Annotated in this window: 14 protein-coding genes; 13 read left to right on the top strand and 1 reads right to left on the bottom strand. The window is 44.6% G+C overall.

Features of this window, described 5'->3' with window-relative positions:
• Positions 1–312 precede the first annotated feature (312 nt).
• The 11 genes from MD535_RS06360 to yqfB all read left to right on the top strand — a co-directional run bounded on the left by MD535_RS06360 (position 313) and on the right by yqfB (position 16,068).
• The gene (locus MD535_RS06360; RefSeq protein ID WP_265674037.1) at positions 313–1,257 is read left to right on the top strand and encodes a TerC/Alx family metal homeostasis membrane protein; all 945 of its coding nucleotides are present in this window, start codon (positions 313–315) and stop codon (positions 1,255–1,257) included.
• 293 nt (positions 1,258–1,550) lie between these two features.
• Positions 1,551–1,742 (top strand): hypothetical protein, encoded by a 192-nt coding sequence (locus MD535_RS06355; RefSeq protein WP_265674036.1) that lies wholly within the window; start codon positions 1,551–1,553, stop codon positions 1,740–1,742.
• A 599-nt stretch (positions 1,743–2,341) separates the two neighbouring features.
• Complete coding sequence (gene pepT / locus MD535_RS06350; protein ID WP_265674035.1) at positions 2,342–3,571, top strand: peptidase T; 1,230 nt, start codon at positions 2,342–2,344, stop codon at positions 3,569–3,571.
• Between the two features lie 27 nt (positions 3,572–3,598).
• Positions 3,599–4,441: a mechanosensitive ion channel family protein gene (locus tag MD535_RS06345; protein WP_265674034.1), complete on the top strand. Its 843-nt coding sequence runs from the start codon at positions 3,599–3,601 to the stop codon at positions 4,439–4,441.
• Between the two features lie 134 nt (positions 4,442–4,575).
• Entirely contained in the window at positions 4,576–5,709 is a 1,134-nt protein-coding gene (locus tag MD535_RS06340) for an efflux RND transporter periplasmic adaptor subunit (RefSeq protein ID WP_265674033.1), read from the top strand.
• Entirely contained in the window at positions 5,710–8,862 is a 3,153-nt protein-coding gene (locus MD535_RS06335) for an efflux RND transporter permease subunit (protein ID WP_265674032.1), read from the top strand.
• Between the two features lie 340 nt (positions 8,863–9,202).
• Positions 9,203–9,907 (top strand): response regulator transcription factor, encoded by a 705-nt coding sequence (locus MD535_RS06330; protein WP_265674031.1) that lies wholly within the window; start codon positions 9,203–9,205, stop codon positions 9,905–9,907.
• Positions 9,908–9,920: 13 nt separating this feature from the next.
• On the top strand, positions 9,921–11,333 hold the full coding sequence (locus MD535_RS06325; protein ID WP_265674030.1) for an ATP-binding protein: 1,413 nt from the start codon (positions 9,921–9,923) through the stop codon (positions 11,331–11,333).
• A gap of 177 nt (positions 11,334–11,510) precedes the next feature.
• Positions 11,511–12,653 carry an exonuclease SbcCD subunit D gene (locus tag MD535_RS06320; RefSeq protein WP_265674068.1) on the top strand — a complete coding sequence of 381 codons (1,143 nt, stop codon included), beginning with the start codon at positions 11,511–11,513 and terminating at the stop codon, positions 12,651–12,653.
• 5 nt (positions 12,654–12,658) lie between these two features.
• Entirely contained in the window at positions 12,659–15,703 is a 3,045-nt protein-coding gene (locus MD535_RS06315) for an AAA family ATPase (RefSeq protein WP_265674029.1), read from the top strand.
• A gap of 68 nt (positions 15,704–15,771) precedes the next feature.
• Positions 15,772–16,068 (top strand): N(4)-acetylcytidine aminohydrolase, encoded by a 297-nt coding sequence (gene yqfB, locus MD535_RS06310; protein ID WP_265674067.1) that lies wholly within the window; start codon positions 15,772–15,774, stop codon positions 16,066–16,068.
• Positions 16,069–16,208: 140 nt separating this feature from the next.
• Here yqfB and MD535_RS06305 read toward each other — a convergent pair whose 3' ends face one another.
• Complete coding sequence (locus tag MD535_RS06305) at positions 16,209–17,225, bottom strand: OmpA family protein (protein WP_265674028.1); 1,017 nt, start codon at positions 17,223–17,225, stop codon at positions 16,209–16,211.
• A 529-nt stretch (positions 17,226–17,754) separates the two neighbouring features.
• On the opposite strand from MD535_RS06305, the gene MD535_RS06300 reads away from it, so the two are divergent.
• Both MD535_RS06300 and MD535_RS06295 read left to right on the top strand, forming a co-directional pair.
• A complete protein-coding gene (locus MD535_RS06300) occupies positions 17,755–18,663 on the top strand; it encodes a DUF6279 family lipoprotein (protein ID WP_265674027.1) in 909 nt (302 codons plus the stop codon).
• Between the two features lie 23 nt (positions 18,664–18,686).
• Positions 18,687–18,926, top strand: a complete 240-nt coding sequence (locus MD535_RS06295) for a hypothetical protein (protein WP_265674026.1) — start codon at positions 18,687–18,689, stop codon at positions 18,924–18,926.
• Positions 18,927–18,929: the final 3 nt, after the last annotated feature.

Here is an 18,929-nt window from a genome sequence, read left to right as displayed (position 1 = left end):
AAAATGTGTAAAAACCACCCATGAACCGGCAATCTTTATTGCTGGTTTTGCATTTCTAGGCCTCGCGAAAATCTTTCAAAAAAACCATAGACAACCCATAAATTCAGGCATACAATCCGCTCGTTTTGGGGAGTAGTCACCTAAATTATTTGTCGTCATCTCGTTAAGCCAATGCTTATCCGGCAAATAAGAGCACCTTGTGTGCTTTGACGAGACCAACGCAATCAAAGTCCGAGTGAGTATGTTTACTCGGGTGTATATTGGTTTGCGGAAGGTCGGCACTCACTCATCGTCCTTCTGCCTGGAGGACTTATGCCCTTATCTGTTTACCTTTCTTTTCTAGTACTAACGTTAGGTTTAGTTGCGTTAGATATTTACCAAACCCGTGGTGGGCTTATTACCATTCGCAAAGCCGCACTTTGGAGTGGTTTTTGGTTCCTGCTGGCGTTTGTTTTTGCGGCATCGATTTATTTCTATTGGGATGTTTACGCACCAAGTAGTGATTACAGTGCTGAAAAGGCAACCGTTGCGTTCTTAACTGGGTACTTGCTTGAAAAATCGCTAAGCATCGATAACTTGTTTGTATTCGCGATTATTTTCCACCAATACACCGTACCTGTGCATTTGCGACCAAGAGCGTTGTTATGGGGCGTAATAGGGGCACTGGTTTTACGAGCTATCATGATTGGCGTTGGAGCACAACTTCTTGCTCAGTTCCACTGGGTCATGTACTTATTTGCGGCGTTCTTAATTTGGACGGGTATACAGCTAGCACGAGATCACGGTGAAGATGAAATTAATCCTTTACCGGAGCGAATTATCAGACGGCTTTTTACCGTATCGGATGATTATCGTGAGAATAAGTTGTCGGTTATAGAGAATGGTAAACGCGTATTTACACCAATGTTTATTGTTATCGGTGTGATCGCGTTTATGGATGTGTTGTTTGCACTTGACTCAATCCCTGCAATTTTTGCTGTCACCAGAGAGCCGTTTTTGGTACTAGCAGCGAACGTCTTTGCTTTGTTAGGTCTGCGCTCATTGTATTTTGTTCTTGAAGGTATGATGAACCGTTTTGTGTACTTAAAGCCGGCATTGTCATTCGTTATGATTTTTATAGGTATCAAAATGCTATTAGTAGGCAGCGCTTGGGCGATACCAACATGGGTCTCACTGAGCGTTATACTGGTGACTATGCTACTGGCCACATTAGCGTCGCTGTATCATGAGCGTAATTTGCCTAAAGCATTAGATTAGAATAGTTCACGAGAGGCTGTTGAATTCTAAAAGAAAAAAGGGATATTTTTAAGTAACGAATGCTTAACAATTGAACGTAGCGGTTTGGGTAAGTGAGCAATTATTTATCCAAATCGCTTTCTTATGGGTAATTATGCAGCAGTTTTGAATGGTTAAAAAAGGCACTTGTTAACGCATTGTTCCATTAGAATAACTAATCTGAATTGCAAAAAATTGTCATTTCTTTACACGCGTTTTGTTGCCTATTATTGCTCCAACAACGACAAAAAATGAATTTGTAAAGAGAGGCAATCATGGCACAAGCAATGAATATCGACACCATCGCTCTAGCACCCTCTATGGATAAGAAAGCCTACGCGGTTAACTTCAAAGGATTGATTGCACACCTACTAGATATCATGTTCGGTAAAGGTGAAGTAGAAAATACTTACTACTCAAATGAACTGTCTAGTCATATGCAGCGAGATATCGGCCTTAACCGATAACAAGCATAAGCAAAGCGAATACCTAAAGTGGGCATCAACAAGCGTTGGTGCCCATTTTTTTTATTGGTACCCATTGTACATCGGAAGAACACAGCAAATTTTTAGGAAAGGGCCAAAGCAGTTCGTCGTACCGTAACTGAGGTCAGTCTGTCAGGCCGCCTTCTCTTAGTCGCTGCGCGATGAGCTCGCGTCTTTTTTGTTCGGTCTCAAACTCCTCATCTGTTGTGCAGGGATCTTGCCCTATATATGTAGGAGAAAATACGTAATAGATATCGTTCATTGTTCTGTCACTCTCTATCAAAATTAAGCGCGTACCCTAGTCGTTTACATAGATATGGTCGCTTACATAGATATGATCGCTTACATAGATATGGTTTTGCGTTGATAAGTATGCGTTTGGGTAAGGTATTCTGTTGATTTTAGTCAGTTTAGTCTTAAGCAACATCAACCCAAATCCAGTTATTTAAGGCGTAGGTAAAGGGGAGGATATTAAATGAACTCATTTTTACTGAAGCAATATAATCTGATTTATCTCAACGTCTCGATGCGTCTAATCCGTATTATGGTTCGCGATTACATATAATAACTAGGTGAAACACATGGCAAGTCTTACGGATCGGTTTCTTCAATATGTCACATTTGACACGCAATCAGACTCATCTAAAGGTTGTTGCCCAAGTACTCAAGGGCAAGCGCATTTCGCAGAACATTTAAAAAAGGAACTGATTGATTTAGGTCTATCGAATGTAAGCCTAGATGATAATGGGTACCTCATGGCGACATTGCCATCTAACGTAGAAGGGGATGTCCCAGCGATCGGTTTTGTTGCCCATATGGATACGGCGCCTGACGCCTCAGGTCGTAATGTGAAACCTCAAATGGTTGAAAACTATATCGGTGGTGATATTGCGCTGGGAAAAGGAGATGAGGTGTTATCGCCGATTCAATATCCCGATCTTCATGATTTACATGGGCACGACATTATTACCACGGATGGCACAACGTTGCTCGGGGCTGACAATAAAGCCGGTATAGCGGAAATTATTACTGCGGTAGAATATTTGCTGGCTCACCCTGATATTCCACATGGCGACATTCAGATTGGATTTACTCCAGATGAAGAAATAGGTCGTGGTGCGAATCTTTTTAACGTTGAAAAGTTTTCTGCTCAGTGGGCGTACACGGTTGATGGCGGACCTGTCGGTGAATTAGAGTTTGAGAACTTTAACGCCGCTGCGGCGACAGTTGAGTTTACTGGTGTTAGCGTTCATCCGGGAACCGCGAAAGGGAAGTTGGTCAATGCCATGACGCTAGCATCACGCTTTCATGCTGAGATGCCAAGCGATGAGACGCCTGAAACCACTCAAGGGTACGAAGGTTTCTATCATCTAGGTTCGGCAGACATGTCCGTAGCGAAATCGACGTTGCACTATATTCTTCGTGATTTTGACAGTGATGGACTGGCAAGGCGAAAAGCGTACCTTGAAGACAAAGTAGCGTCGTTTGAGTTAGGCAGTAAGCGCGCGAAAGTGCGCTTGCAGTTGGTGGATAACTACTCAAATATGCGTGAAATGGTCACGCCTCATCCACACATTATTGAGCTTGCTGAAAAAGCGATGATCGCTTGTGATGTACAGCCTGATATCAAACCTATACGCGGTGGGACGGATGGTGCTCGCTTATCTTTCATGGGGTTACCTTGTCCGAATATTTTTACTGGCGGTTACAATTTTCATGGTATTCATGAGTTTATTACCGTGCAAGGCATGGAATTAGCAGTAAAAGTGATTGTGCAAATTGCGAAAGAGACCGCAATTCGGTATCGTTGAGCCAAACCATAATTGATGTAGGCTCACATGGAAGATACAGAAAAAGTCATCGCGTATTTATACGAAAATAAACTCCTGCTGAGTGCTTTAATTCTCTTCTTTATACTCATCGTTCGTCGGATTACGCTAGGCGCAATCCGCGGCGATGTGGCGTTTATTTCTGAAGATCAACGCAAGTGGATGTCTCGTACCAAAAACTGGTCATTTGCGCTGATTGTGTTGATACTCTTTCTTGTATGGAAGTCAGAGATCAGTGAATTCGCACTGTCAGTGACGGCGATTGCTGTTGCAATCGTGGTCGCGTCCAAAGAGATTATTTTATGTTTTACGGGTTCGATTCAACGAGCCAGCTCTCGCTCGTTCCGAATTGGTGATTGGATCGAAGTGGGTAAGACCAGCGGGGAAGTGATCGAGCATAACCTCATGGCAACGGTAGTTCAGGAAATCGACCTGTATCATGGTCATTATCACTTTACCGGTAAAACGATTACGCTTCCTAATAGCATGTTCTTCACTTACGCGGTGAAAAACCTGAACTTCATGAAACGCTATGTTTATCATCACTTTTCTATTGTTGTACCGGGTTTTGATAATCTGTTTCCGCTCGTGCCTGACTTGATCGCTCAAATAGAGAATCACAGCGAAGGCTTTATTGACGTTGCTCGTCGATACAATGGTGTGATTGAAAAACACGCAGGCGTAGATTTGCCAGGATCTGAACCTCACGTTTATCTTTCTAGTGGTGCCACCGGTGAGCAAATCGTGAATGTGATGATATTTTGCCCGACTGAATTGGCAACGCATTTAGAGCAAGAAATTCGTGCTGACTTCATGTTGATATATTCGAATGCATTCCCTAAGGAAAAATAGGAAACGCATTTAAAAACATACTGTTATATTTTGAAACACTTTCATTGAACATGCTGATGATTCTCGGACATTGGCATGACTTTTCGTTGGATACTGGCAGGGCCTGTTCCAACTTAAATATAATTGGTGTTTCAATGCCTAAAAAAATACTTGTTCTAAGCCTAATCACAACTGCGTTACTAACCGGTTGTGGTGATAATAATGCTAATAAATCTGCCGCGCCGTTGCCCCTTGTACAAACGCAAGAGGTGAATGTCGTGCAGCACCAGCAAAGCAAATCTTATATCGGTCGTATGGATGCGGTTGAAGATACTGCTATTACTGCGCAGGTTTCTGGCTATCTAAAAGAAAGACATTTCTATGAAGGACAAATTGTAGAAAAAGGCCAATTGCTGTATTCCATTGAGCCTTCATCATTCGAAGCTCAAGTCGCCAGTGCGAACGCGCAGGTTTCAGAAGCAGAAGCTACTCTCAAAAAAGCACAGCTCGACTTCGCTCGAGGCCAAAACCTAGTTAAATCCAATAATATTTCTCAAGCTGAATTTGATGCACTGACTGCCGCGTTGATGAGTGCTCGCGCGCAACTTGCTGCGGGTAAGGCTCAATTGAAAGTGGCAGAGGTAAATTTATCTTATACAGAAGTACGCGCGCCTTTTACTGGCCGCATTGCGGATAGCAAAGTCAGTACCGGTGACTTATTGTCGCCTTCTTCTGGTGTACTAACGACACTGGTCAGTATGGACCCGATTTATGCATCATTTAGTATCAGTGAGCGTGAGCGTTTGGTGTTGGGTATGGATGAAATAGAAGGGGATGGTAGTGATGAATCAAACGGTGTTGCGGTCAATATCATTTTAGAAGATGGACAGTTGTTTGATCATCAAGGAAGACTGGATTTTCTTGGGAACCGAATCAATCTTAACACTGGCACATTGGCCATGCGTGCTGTTGTTGAAAATCCTAAGCAGCGTTTACTGCCGGGCCAGCATGTTCGCGTTGAGTTAATGGAGAAGCAAGCAGTCGATGTCGTAACAGTACCAAGGCGTGCGGTTCAAACCGATCTTGAAGGCGACTTTGTTATGGTCATTACGGAAGGCGATGTTGCTGAACGCCGAAATGTCGCATTAGGTCCTCAAACAGACAGTGGCATCATCATCAAAGTGGGCTTAAGCGCTAACGATGTTGTGATCACGCAAGGTCTACAACGTGTAAGGAATGGAGTTCCTGTACGAGTTGAACAACCGGAATCAACCGAACAAGGTGCCTAGATGTTAAGTCGTTTCTTTATCCAACGACCAAAGTTCGCTTTGGTCATTTCCATTATATTAACGCTAGCAGGTGCCATTTCCTTAATGGTTCTTCCTGTCGCGGAATACCCCAAAATTAGCCCTCCTTCGGTCAGTGTCACCGCGTACTACACGGGTGCAAGCGCTGAGGTAGTTGAAGAAGCCATCGCCGATCCCATTGAGACCTCGGTGAACGGCGTTGAAGACATGATTTATATGTCTTCAAAAAGTGCGAATGATGGCTCTTACTCGTTAAACGTAACGTTTGATATCGGCACTGATCCTGACATGGCACAAGTCAATGTGCAGAACCGTGTCTCTCAAATTGAATCTAAATTGCCACAAGAAGTGCGTATGGTTGGTGTGACGGTGAAGAAGCGTTCACCTGACTTGCTAATGGTACTGAACTTCTATTCTCCTGATGGCACCTATGATGATAAATTCCTAATTAACTACGTTAACCTGAATATTAAAGATCAGCTTGCGCGAGTTAAGGGCATTAGTGAAGTGGGTGTGATTGGCGGCGGTGAGTACTCAATGCGAGTCTGGTTAGACCCAGACAAGCTCGCCAATTTAAAGATGACGACATCGGACGTGTATTCGGCTCTTGCTGAACAAAACGTGCAGGTCGCTGCTGGCCGAGTGGGTGCTGCGCCTTACGCAGATCCGCAGGAAGTGCAATTTAACCTAGTGACGAAAGGGCGTTTAGAAAGTGTTAGTGAGTTCGAAAATGTCGTACTGCGCGCCAATATTGATGGCTCTACGGTCTATCTAAAAGACGTAGCTCGTGTCGAGCTAGGTAAAAAATTCTACGATGGTTCGGGTGAATTTAGAGGTCAAGATGCCTCCATCGTGACATTGTCACTTCAGTCTGATGCCAACGCGCTTGAAAGTGGCAAGGCCGTTATGGCAATGCTGGACAAGTTAAGTGTTAACTTTCCGGATGGTATGGCGTACGAAACCAGCTATGACACGACTCTTTTTGTTGCTGAGTCGATTAAAGGGGTAGTGAAAACGCTCATTGAAGCGATTTTACTGGTTATTGCCGTGACTTATTTATTCTTAGGCAGTGCTCGTGCGACGTTAATTCCTGTTGTGGCGATACCCGTATCATTGATTGGTACCTTTGCCATCATGAGCATGACAGGGTTTACCATCAATACGGTAACCTTGTTTGGTTTGATACTGGCTATTGGTATTGTGGTAGATGATGCGATTCTCGTGATTGAAAACGTGGATACCATCATGAAGCGTGATCCGACTTTGTCGCCACGTAAAGCAACCTTAATGGCGATGAAAGAGGTAACCGGCCCAATCATCACCTCGACGTTGGTACTTCTGGCGGTGTTTATTCCGGTAACGTTATTACCCGGCATCACCGGAATTATGTACCGACAGTTCGCGTTGACCATTTGTATCTCAGTAATTATTTCCTCAATTAATGCATTAACCTTGTCGCCAGCATTGTGTTCTTTGGTGTTGAAGCAAGGCGGGGGCAATACAGCACGATGGTTCCAAACCTTTAATAAAGGGTTGGAGCGTGTCACGAGAAAGTATGGTCAAATTGCCGGCTTCCTCGTTAAGAAAACGCTATTGCTAATCGCATTTTTTGTCGTGGCATTAACGGCGGTAACCTTCTTTGCGAAATCGACATCAACGGCGTTTGTCCCGCAAGAAGATAAAGGTATTTTGCTGGTTAACGTACAGTTACCCGACTCCGCATCTTTGTCTCGAACGACGGAAACAACAAGCAACTTAATGGCACTCGTTGAGCAAGAGCCAGGCATTGATGGTGTGACTGTCGCGAACGGTTATGCGTTCATGACTGGCGCTGCTGCCTCTAATGGTGCCTCGATGTTCATCAAGTTAAAAGACTGGAGTGAACGTAATAGTTTTGAAGGCGATCATTCTGCCAACGCCATTGCCGCGCGTATCAACGGTATGGCGGCTCAGGAAATTCCAGGCGCCGTCGTCTTTGCTATGGGACCACCCGCGGTTCCGGGTATGGGTGCCGCATCTGGGTTTGAATTTGTTCTCGAAGATACGTTAGGGCGAAGTCGAACCGACTTGGCGAATGTGATGCAAGAGGTGATTCAAGAAGCGAACAAGCAACCTGAAATTGCCTATACGTTTAGTACATTCCGAGCCAACGTTCCACATTACTACGTGGATATTGACCGGGAAAAAGCGCAGCAACTTGGCATACCGCTATCATCTATATTCCAAACTTTGCAGGGCAACTTAGGGTCACTCTACGTCAATGACTTTACGATGTTTGGTAAGAACTTCCGTGTGACGATGCAGGCGGATGCGGAATATCGTAGTGGCATGGATGATTTGCAACTGTTCCATGTTCGATCCGCCAATGGTGATATGATCCCTTTAAGTACATTAGTGACTTACGATCAGGTGTTTGAGCCTGATGTAGCGTGGCGTTATAACATGTATCGAAGTGCGGTAATACAAGGGCAGCCAGCACCAGGTTACTCGAGTGGCGATGCCCTTGCTGCCATGGAGCGTGTCGCGGCAAACGTATTGCCTATGGGTTACCAGTACGAATGGACGGGTATGGCTTATCAAGAGATTTTAGCGGGGAATCAGGCTATTTATGCCTTTGCCTTAGCGCTGATCTTTATTTACCTCTTTATGGTGGCGCAGTACGAGAGTTGGTCCATCCCCTTGGCAATCATCTTAGTGGTGCCGGTTGCTACACTCGGGTCGTTTTTGGCGTTAAACCTTACCGGTACGCCACTGAACTTATACGCTCAGATAGGGTTAGTCTTGTTGATAGCGCTCGCCGCCAAAAACGCCATTCTTATTGTTGAGTTTGCGAAGAATGAGCGTGAAGATAAAGACGTACCGATTGGTGACGCTGCCGTGCGCGGCGGTATGCTACGTTTCCGAGCGGTCAACATGACGTCATGGTCATTTATCTTAGGCATTGTACCCTTAGTGTTTGCATCTGGAGCTGGGCATGTCAGCCAGAACTCACTAGGTATTTCCCTTGTGGGTGGCCTATTGTGTGTATTACTTGCAGGTACATTACTCATACCTGGTTTCTATGCATTGATTCAGCGTCGTCGTGAAAAAGTGAAAGGGGGCAGTACTAAGTTAATACCGCTTGATGACGACTAACGGATTCTAAATATCAATTAGTATCATGATTTACAAAGCACCTCATAGGGTTCCTATGAGGTGCTTTTTTGTATGGGTTTGTCATGATTTTGGTGGCGATGGATTACATTAAATGGAGGGAGACAACGTATTCATATGGCGATTTATGAGAAAGTGGCGAAAAATCGATTGAAGCGGTATTAAACTTTCTATGAGTATGGTAGTAAATGCTGAGGATGCCCTAGTAAATTCACAAATATGTCTTATTTTGATGCTGATGTCATACAATGTAGGTGTGATTGAGTAAATATGTAAAACTCTGTATGGTAGCGGCAGATTGTATAGATGTGATGGATGGGTGATGGAAAGTCAAAAGCTGCTAATCGTTGAAGATGATGTCAAATTAAATCAGATGCTCGCGGAATACTTTGAAACTCAAGGTTTTCGAGTTCAAACGGTGTTAGACGGCGCAAAAGCCGAAAAAGCTATTCATGAGTTTGAACCCGATCTTATCGTATTAGATTTAATGCTTCCCGGGCAAGATGGCCTGTCGATTTGTCGCTCTGTACGAGATAATTATTTCGGAAAAATCCTCATGCTAACCGCGAGCGATGACGATTTTGACCATGTGGCCGCGCTAGAAACGGGTGCAAACGACTTTGTCACTAAACCCGTTAAACCTCGCGTCTTGCTTGCGAGAATCCGCAACCTGTTACGTAAATCAGCCGATGAACAGGTCGTTAAGACGGGACATTCACTGAAGTACGGACAGTTGGTCATCAGTCAATTAAGCCGTAACTGCAAATATCAAAACATTGATGTATCTCTTACTGATAGTGAATTTGACCTATTGTGGTTATTGGCATCGTCGCCTGGCGAAACCTTGTCGCGTGACTTCCTAACTAAAAAGCTACGTGGAATCGATTATGACGGTATCGACCGTACAATAGACAACCGCATTGTGACGTTACGAAAAAAACTGTTTGATGACGCGACCAATCCGAAGGGGATCATCACAGTACGAGGAAAAGGTTACTTGTTTGTTTCTGACGGCTGGCTAGGTTAGGGTCAATCAGAGTATGTGGCGAATATTTGTAGAATCTCTCATTGGGCTCATTTTACTATTTGGGGCGAGTATTGTCGGTTATGAGTATTTAATATACGGAAAATCCGACCCTGACCTCGTAGATGCAAACCTGAGAGTTGAAGCGTTTAGAGACATAATGAATCATGTCGCGGTGAATGAAAGTGATGAACGCGCGACAGATTTATTGCAAATGTTCGCAACCAAAACCCACCGATTACTCGATACCATGCCGGAGTCTGAACTTCCCGATGAGATCGCGCAATACTTCATTGAGCAGCCTAATACCCCTTTTTTACTCGATGACGATGACCAGCTCTGGCTCAAGTTTGATACCAATAGCGATTACATTAAAATGTATGACGACCCTGAGTCGGAATTGCTGCAGGCGATAGAATTCGGTAATCAAGTGGTTTGGCTGTTTTTCCTTGCCAGTTTTGTCGCCTTTAGTTCCGGTTTTATTTGGTTTCTTAGCCGACGTTTGCGAGTGCTGGAAAAAACCGCCGTTGAGTTTGCAAGTGGTAATTTTGATGCTCGAGCATCAGAAAGGCACTGGATCAAGTTGGGGAAACTCAACCGAAAATTCAATAAAATGGCCGATGAAATCGCTAATCTAATGGTCAACAACAAGGCGCTGACCAATGCAGTAGCACATGAATTAAGAACGCCTATTTTTCGCATTCAATGGCAAAGTGAAGTGTTACTTGATCAAGTTGCCTCACCGGAACATAAAAAACAGTTGCAGAGTATTATTGAAGATACAGAGGACATGGAAACGCTTGTCGATGAATTACTTTACTATGCTCGGGTAGAAAGGCCTGACGCCGTCGTTCATTTGGAGAATATCGATGTAGCAGCGTGGTTGCAAGAGTATGAAGACAAATGGAAAAAAGATGTAGGCGTCGATTTTTCAATCTATGTTGATCCTTCTCTCAATATCGATAGTGCCCTGAGTTGCAGTGGTGCTACCACCTCAGCTAAAGACTCAAGTGATAACAATTCACTCTTGAATCGCTTGGATAATCCTGTTGGTCATCCTGATAATTATGTTCCTCATATGTCGAATGTCGATCCGTTTCTTCTGTGCAGAATGGTCGTTAACTTATTGAGTAATGCGAAACGTTATGCCAATGAGAAGATTGTTATTAAGGTACAAAGTAACGAAGAACACTTAGTGATTCAGGTTCATGATGATGGGTGCGGGGTTCCAAAAGAACACTGGGCATCCTTGTTTGAACCGTTCTATCGGGTCGATAAAGCCCGTGATCGTACATCGGGTGGCTATGGATTGGGGTTAGCAATCGTGAAACACATAATGCTTCGACACAATGGAAAAGTGAGCGTGTGTGATAGCGAGTTAGGTGGTGCCTGTTTTTGTCTCATCTTCCCACACAAACCTGCGGAATAAAGCCGATATCTCACCATTTGTTTTCCTTTTTATACGTGGATGTCGGTATCGGTTACTAAGTCCACGTTTCTCTCTCCATCAGCAAATTCTTTCATCCGAAATCTATCGCTGCCAAGTGTTCATTAACGTTATATACTAGCCAAGCTAACGTATTAACAAGGTAACGAATTGAACCGTATGAAATTTATCCATACCTCAGACTGGCATTTAGGCAGGCAGTTTCACAACGTCTCATTATTAGACGATCAGCGCGCCGTACTGCAGCAAATCGAGCACTATTTAACAGATCATAACGTCGATGCGCTCGTTATTGCTGGCGATATCTATGATCGTTCAGTCCCTCCGACTAGTGCGATTGAGGTGTTAGATGATTTCTTAACCAAGGTCATTCAAGACATTGGGGTTCCCGTCATTATGATTTCAGGAAATCATGACGGTGCGAAGCGACTGGGATTTGGTGCCCGCCAGCTAGACCGTTCAGGACTTCATATCATCAGCGGCCTTGAACAGATGACCACGCCAATCGTAATCTCGTCAACGGATAAACCAGACGTCTACTTTTACGGTATGCCTTATAGCGACCCCGAGCATGTCCGTCATTTTTATAATGTGACGGTCAGTAATCATGATGATGCTCATCGCATCATGGCGCAGCAGCTCAGCGAAGTCATGGACTCATCAAAGCAGAATGTTCTCATTAGCCATTGTTTTATTGATGGCGCAGAACCCTCAGAATCAGAAAGAACCCTGTCGATAGGCGGTGCTGACCGTGTAAGTTTTAGTCATTTTAGCCATTTTAACTATGTTGCATTGGGGCATTTGCATCAGGCGCAAAAGCGCGGTGCTGAGCATATTCGCTACTCAGGTTCTATCATGAAGTACTCCTTTTCAGAGCAGTACCACAATAAGAGCATGACATTGGTTGAGCTTGATGGTGATGGCAAGGTTACGACGAGCATGATCCCACTGACCGCGCCTCATAATATGCGTATTTTGGAAGGAACCTTGTCTGAGTTACTCGAGGCTGGGCAACATGATGAGCATAACGAGGATTACTTGTTAGTACGTTTAATGGATAAGCACGCCATCTTAGACCCGATGGCGAAATTGAGGGAGGTATACCCGAATGTGTTGCACCTTGAAAAGCCGGGGATGTTGGTGGGGGTGGATAGAGAAATGACACAGGCGAGACTGGCACATTCTGAACTCGACATGTTCAAAGACTTTTTTCATGACGTTCAAGGGGAAGTCTTAACGGTTGAGCAAGAATCAATGGTCGCTGATATCGTTGGCGCGTTGTCCAAAGGTAATAAGGAGTAGTCACGTTGAAACCTATTAAATTAACCCTCTCCGCATTTGGACCCTTTGCTAAGACTGAAGTGATCGATTTCTCACTGCTGGGCACATCACCGTTGTTTTTGATTAATGGGCCAACAGGTGCGGGGAAAAGCTCGATCTTAGATGCAATATGCTACGCACTCTATGGCGAAACCACAGGCAGTGAGCGAACTGGCGATCAAATGCGCTGTGATTACGCGGAAGCGACATTATTGACGTCTGTGGTGTTCGAGTTTGAGCTATCAGGACACGTTTATTGTATTGAGCGTAGCCCTGATCAAGAAGTGCCTAAACAGCGAGGCGAGGGAACGACAAAACGCACACATTCAGCGGTGCTAACCAAGCTCACCGATCAAAGCCTGATTGCTAACAAGCCTAAGCAGGTGGCGACGGCGATTCACGAGTTAGTTGGCTTGGATGTTAAACAGTTTCGTCAAGTGATGGTGCTGCCACAAGGTAAGTTTAGAGAGTTGCTGACGGCAAGTTCGAAAGAGCGGGAACTGATTTTTGGTCAACTATTTCAGACGCATATATACAGTAATATCGAGCGAACACTTTTCGATAAAGCGGCAAGTATTCGTAAAGCTAAGGACGAGTTCGACAATCAAATTAAAGGCGCGCTAGAAGTCGCAGGGTTGGAGTCTGAGCAGCAGTTACTTGATCAAGAGCAGGCGCAACTTCCACAGCTTAACGAGCTTAAAGTGCAATTGACCGGCGTCGAAGCACAATTGGCTGACAAGCGAAAGCAGTGTGATTTGGCCACAACGCAAGAACGTAAGTTCAAAGAGCGCGACGACGTTCAACTTGCTATTCATGAGCATGAACAGAATAAAACGGCTGATGTGCTCAACCGAAAACAGGTCGCGGCGTATCATTCCGCAACAAAATTGCGCGCGGTGTTTGAACAAAGAAGTAAGCTTGCCAAAGACAGCAACGAACTGGAGCAGCGTTTAGACGTTGGAGCCAAGAAAATTGCACAGGCTAATGAGTTGAGTGTCCTAGCTAAGAAGGCGCTGGAAGAGAGCCAGCAAAAGCACCTGCTGAGTAAGGTTCTAGATGAAGAGTTGTATCAGCTCAAAGGTTATATGGTTAATGTTCAACAACTTGAACAGCAGCGTATCGAGCAAGATAGAACAACAAAAGCGCTGGCGATATTAACCGATGACGTTAACGTAGGTAAATTGCAGTCGCAAACCTTACTTAATGGCTATGAGCAAGCTAAAGAGCATCAGATACTATCTGAAAAATCGTTAGCGACATTAAACGAAAAGCGTTTATCCCTAGACGCGTTACAAAGTAAGCAGCAATCAATCGGGCAGCTTAATCAGTTAGTTCAACAAGTATCTCAGATGACTCCCAAACATCACGCGATACAAGCTCAGATCACAGAAGTAACTGCCGAACACAAAAAGGCGGAACAGCAACGTATTCGGGCAGAAATAGATTGGCATTCAGGTCAAGCCTATCTACTGTCAAAGACGCTGGAAAGCGGCAAGCCGTGTCCGGTATGTGGTAGTGAAACACACCCAAACCAAGCGGAGCCTAACGGTAATGAAGTGACCGCTGATATGGTTGACGGCTATCGTCAGAAAGAGCAAGCGCGTAAGAACCAGCTGGATGCATTGGTCATTGAATGTAATCGTATTGAGAGTGAGCTGTCTCAACTGCAGCAGCGTCAACAGGATATGATCGTGCGGTTTGCTATTGATTTGTCGACGGTAGATGCGGTGAGTCAGCAATTGGCACACGACATCAGCACGTTAGAATCTGACATCGTACAATTAAGTCAGATAAACCTCGATGCTATCAGTGATCAGGTCGCGACAGCACATAAACGCTATACAGAGACACAAGCACAAGTTGAGCAAAAACTTCAGCAATTAGAACAGCTAACAACCACACTCGGTGGGCTAAAAGCGGTGACGGAAAAATTGGAGTCACAAAATGCCTCTCCCTATAAAACCTTAGCTGAACTTACGGGTAGGCAGCAGACAGTGGAGACTGAACGACGCCAATTGGATGCCATGCTGGAGGCCGCTCGCGCTAAAGCCACGGAAACGACAGATTTACTGACACGTTATACGGCGCATTTTGATACGCTAACAACACAAAGTACCCAGCTGCAACAAGAGTGCAAGGTGAGTGAAGCACAATGGCAAGCGAGTTTACAAGGCAGCGAATTTGAGCATGAGCAGGCATTTTTGGACGCTTTAGTGACAGAGCCTGTTTTGGATCAGTTAGAGAGCGACATTCGCGCCTACGAGCGGCGAACGACTCAACTAACCGAGCGGTTAACATTGCTTTCAGATGAGCTTCAAGGTAACCAACGACTTGATATTATGGTCTTTAGCGACGCAGTAAAACAGGCGGAGGCAGGCTATCAACTGACACTGCAGCAAGTCCAAAGCGCTCAGTCTCAGCTCGATAATATATTGAAAGTAAAACGTATTTTAACAACCTTGCACGCACAGAACGATGCACTTGAGCAAGAGTATAAAGTGGTTGGGACACTTAGTGACGTCGCCAACGGTCGCACTGGCAGTAAAGTGAGTTTACACCGCTTTGTGCTAGGGGTATTGCTGGATGATGTTCTTATACAAGCCTCACAACGTCTAAGGCTAATGAGTAAAGGTCGTTACGACTTGAAGCGCAAAGAAGTACGCAGTAAAGGTAATGCAGGCTCGGGGCTAGATTTGATCGTTGAAGATGCGTATACAGGTAAGTGGCGTGACGTCGCAACGCTATCGGGTGGTGAGTCCTTCATGGCAGCGTTATCACTGGCATTAGGATTATCAGATGTTGTGCAATCATACAGTGGTGGCATACGCTTAGATACGTTATTTATTGATGAAGGCTTTGGTAGCTTAGATCCTGAATCCTTAGACTTAGCGATTCAAACATTGATCGAGCTACAGCAGTCTGGGCGTACCATTGGTATTATTTCGCATGTTTCCGAGTTAAAGGAACAAATGCCGCTTCGCCTAGATGTCCACGCATCAAGGGTGGGTAGCACGGTGAGTTTAGTTAATTAGAACGACGAATTTCGTCGATTAAGATCCGTAACCGGATCCATTGAGTAGGTAAAGCTATGTTAACAGCAATGACATTTTTTGAGCGCTTTGAAACGGATATCTTAGCGGGTACCAAAACCATCACAATTAGAGATGCGTCTGAAAAAGACTATCAGATTGGCGCAGTTGTTCCTGTCTCGACTTTTGAGGATGGACGTGAATTTTGCCGCCTCAAAGTACTTTCCGTTGATGCGATTGACTTTAATGACATTAATGATCTTCACGCGGAGCAAGAAAATATGACACTACCGCAACTAAAAAACGTGATTGCCGAGATTTACCCCGGAGAAACACAGTTATTTGTCATCCAATTTGAGCTAGCTTAGTTTGCTCTAAGTCCTGCCTAGAACTAAAAATGCCAGTCTGATACGAGACTGGCATTTTATTAAGTGACGCTAACTCGACGAATGCAATTAGCGTAGGGAAAGTAGTTGCGCTTCATTCACTCGACATGACTTTTCAGTTTTTATTCGCTACGCATCTCTTCGACGGTATATTCAAACTCCGGAACGGTAATTTCTACCCGTCTGTTTTGAGCACGACCTTCTTTAGTGGCGTTGTCAGCAATTGGATTGGCTTCGCCCATCCCACTTACTGTCATTCGAGAGCGTTCAATCCCTTGAGATTCTAAGTAAGCGGCAATGGACTCTGCACGCTCTTCAGAAATTCTTTGGTTTAGCGCTTCTGGGCCTGAAGAGTCGGTGTAGCCGACGATTTCGACAGTCGATTCTGGGTGCTCTGTCATGAGAGCAACCAAGGGATCAAAGTCGGATTGTCGAGACTCATCGAGGGAAGTACTGTTTAGTGCAAAGTTTTCTTGGCCTGAAGCCTGTTCGAATGTTTTTGTCATGACAACAGCAACCGCCGCGGTTTCTGTTGGCGCCGGTTCAACTTGCGTTGTTGCCGCTGCAGCAGCCGTTGCCGCTGCGGCCGCCGCAGCGTTACCAAATGAATACGAGATACCTAGCCAAAGAGTGTCTACATCGGTGTTAAACCAGTCATCTTTAGCATCGTTGATGCGTTGATATTCAAATCGACCAGACCACGCCGTTGCAAAATCATATTCTACTCCGACGCCACCCATTAGAGCCGTTGCTTTCCGATCACCATAGATGGTGTAAGCGGCACCAATTTTACCAAAGACTGACCAGTCATCGGTAAATGGGTAAGAAAATTTAGGGGCTAGGGTAATCGCGCTCAAGCTCGCGTCTTGCGTATAGCTCAGGCTGTTTGCGTTAAACGAAGTTTTGTAACTGCCCAGCCAGTCATAGGCAAACTCTAAGGCAATATAGTCATTCCAATCGTATCCGGCGAAGTAACCAGCGCTAAATCCGCTATCGGTACACTCAGCTCCAGAGACATTACAAGCATCGGAAAGCTGCGAGCCCCCCAAACGTCCACCTAAGTAAAATCCTTCGTCAGCCGTAACCTGCGGAACGGTCATGGCGCTCATAATTGCTGCCGCTACCACTGTCTTTCTCATAACAACGTCCTTAATTGTTTAATCTATTTTATTGATTACAAATACCAAATTAAAAATAGTGTAGGACTGGTCTTTGCGCAAAGTTATTTAACTTAGTTTCATATGGTAGTTTCGGTAGCGTGGTTGTATTCAATTATTGGCAATTTAGACAATTAGAATCCGGTAATGATTTCAACGCAAAGGCTAACAATAGATGAGGAGTGAATCTAACGGAGTAGGCGGCGTAGCAGTGATGACGTTATATACTCAAAGGCCTTTAATTACGGAGATTTACACTGTGAATCTAGAGGTATCTAAGCGGGATTCTTTGAGGTAAAAGTGAGAGTGAAATGGTGTCGTTTTGCAAGGTATGATGCGTACGGTTGTACCGTTCTATCTGAATAAGTACTAAGAGAATGATGACCAACGCAATAACGGGTTTTACTGACTGATTATGGTTTTTTTCATCTATTATTAACTATGAGACACGAAAGTGGAGCCTCGAAAAGTGCAGTACAGGGTAGTCAACGTGTAGGTAGGAAAGTTGCTGATGAAGAGAAAGGACATAAAACGAAGCATTGCAATAGGATGGCTGTTGTTGGCAATGGTTGGATGTGGCACCAAGTTTATCTATAGCAACTTAGATTGGATAGTCATTGAGTACATCGATGACTACGTATCGTTAAGCCGTGGCCAAGAGGAAATTTTAAGCGATAGGATTGAATGGCTAAGTCGCTGGCACAGAAAAGAAGAGTTGCCGATATACCTTCGTCAACTCGATACGATTCGTGAACAAGACCCCAGCAAAGCTGATGCGAGCTTTGTCGCCGAGCAAATGACTGAACTTCGCGCCCATGGAAAGCGATTAGTTGAACAGATGACGCCAGATTTATATGCCTTAACGCAACAACTGAGTGATGAGCAAGTGGATGAGCTACTCACTAATTTGGCAGAGAAAGATGAGGCATTACTGGAAAAATACCAAGGTTTAGATGAACAAGCGATTAGGGCTATTTATCAAGAACGAATAGAAAGAAGTTTTGAACGTTGGTATGGGGAATTAACTGACGATCATCGAAATTTAGCGTACCGCTGGTCCCAAGAGATGATGATTACTGTCATAGACTGGCAAATGCACCGTGAAAACATGCAGAGGTACGTCAATCAGCTTCTCCGTCGCCGTAACGACATTGCTTATTATCAACCCGAGTTTCAACGCTTTATGAATGATCCGGAGAGTTACTACACTGATACGTTAATGGATAAGATAATGAAGAACAGAGTTATCGCCGCGGATTATATTGCTCAGTCTTTGAATACGCTATCTAACAAGCAGCAGCAACATCTGGCTAAAGAAATTGATGACTGGCGAGACATTGCTACCGATCTTATGGCGGGAGTGGCGTTAGACTATAGTCCTACAGCTTTGATGGTTGGTTCCGCTTACAATCGAGGTTGAAATAAGTACGAGGAGCAGGACAAATGGAAACCAGTCTATTTTTAGCGGAAAAAGGATTACTCATCGTCGGTATATTGTTCATCTTAGCTGGGATGGTGCAATACGGGCGCAGAAGTCACGACTGGAAAGGCGTCGTGACCATGTTTTACAAACGTGTACCAATGAATGTGTCTGAATATAAGCGCTATCGCCTCGGAGTTGCGCTTGTGATTGCTGCCATTGTAATACGGTTTGTATTTCACATTTTTTGGCCACAATTCTAATTT

Origin of the sequence: Vibrio qingdaonensis, from assembly GCF_026191675.1 — a bacterium.
GTDB lineage: Bacteria > Pseudomonadota > Gammaproteobacteria > Enterobacterales > Vibrionaceae > Vibrio > Vibrio qingdaonensis.
Note: the sequence above shows the minus strand (reverse complement) of the source record. Positions and strands in the feature narration are given on the sequence as shown.

Excerpts from the sequence above, each read along its gene's own strand:
- MD535_RS06320 (WP_265674068.1), top strand. The coding sequence starts at position 11,511 with ATGAAATTTATCCATACCTCAGACTGGCATTTAGGCAGGCAGTTTCAC.
- MD535_RS06340 (WP_265674033.1), top strand. The coding sequence starts at position 4,576 with ATGCCTAAAAAAATACTTGTTCTAAGCCTAATCACAACTGCGTTACTA.
- pepT (WP_265674035.1), top strand. The coding sequence starts at position 2,342 with ATGGCAAGTCTTACGGATCGGTTTCTTCAATATGTCACATTTGACACG.
- MD535_RS06295 (WP_265674026.1), top strand. The coding sequence starts at position 18,687 with ATGGAAACCAGTCTATTTTTAGCGGAAAAAGGATTACTCATCGTCGGT.
- MD535_RS06325 (WP_265674030.1), top strand. The coding sequence starts at position 9,921 with ATGTGGCGAATATTTGTAGAATCTCTCATTGGGCTCATTTTACTATTT.
- MD535_RS06300 (WP_265674027.1), top strand. The coding sequence starts at position 17,755 with ATGAAGAGAAAGGACATAAAACGAAGCATTGCAATAGGATGGCTGTTG.
- MD535_RS06330 (WP_265674031.1), top strand. The coding sequence starts at position 9,203 with ATGGAAAGTCAAAAGCTGCTAATCGTTGAAGATGATGTCAAATTAAAT.
- yqfB (WP_265674067.1), top strand. The coding sequence starts at position 15,772 with ATGACATTTTTTGAGCGCTTTGAAACGGATATCTTAGCGGGTACCAAA.
- MD535_RS06345 (WP_265674034.1), top strand. The coding sequence starts at position 3,599 with ATGGAAGATACAGAAAAAGTCATCGCGTATTTATACGAAAATAAACTC.
- MD535_RS06355 (WP_265674036.1), top strand. The coding sequence starts at position 1,551 with ATGGCACAAGCAATGAATATCGACACCATCGCTCTAGCACCCTCTATG.
- MD535_RS06335 (WP_265674032.1), top strand. The coding sequence starts at position 5,710 with ATGTTAAGTCGTTTCTTTATCCAACGACCAAAGTTCGCTTTGGTCATT.
- MD535_RS06360 (WP_265674037.1), top strand. The coding sequence starts at position 313 with ATGCCCTTATCTGTTTACCTTTCTTTTCTAGTACTAACGTTAGGTTTA.
- MD535_RS06305 (WP_265674028.1), bottom strand. The coding sequence starts at position 17,225 with ATGAGAAAGACAGTGGTAGCGGCAGCAATTATGAGCGCCATGACCGTT.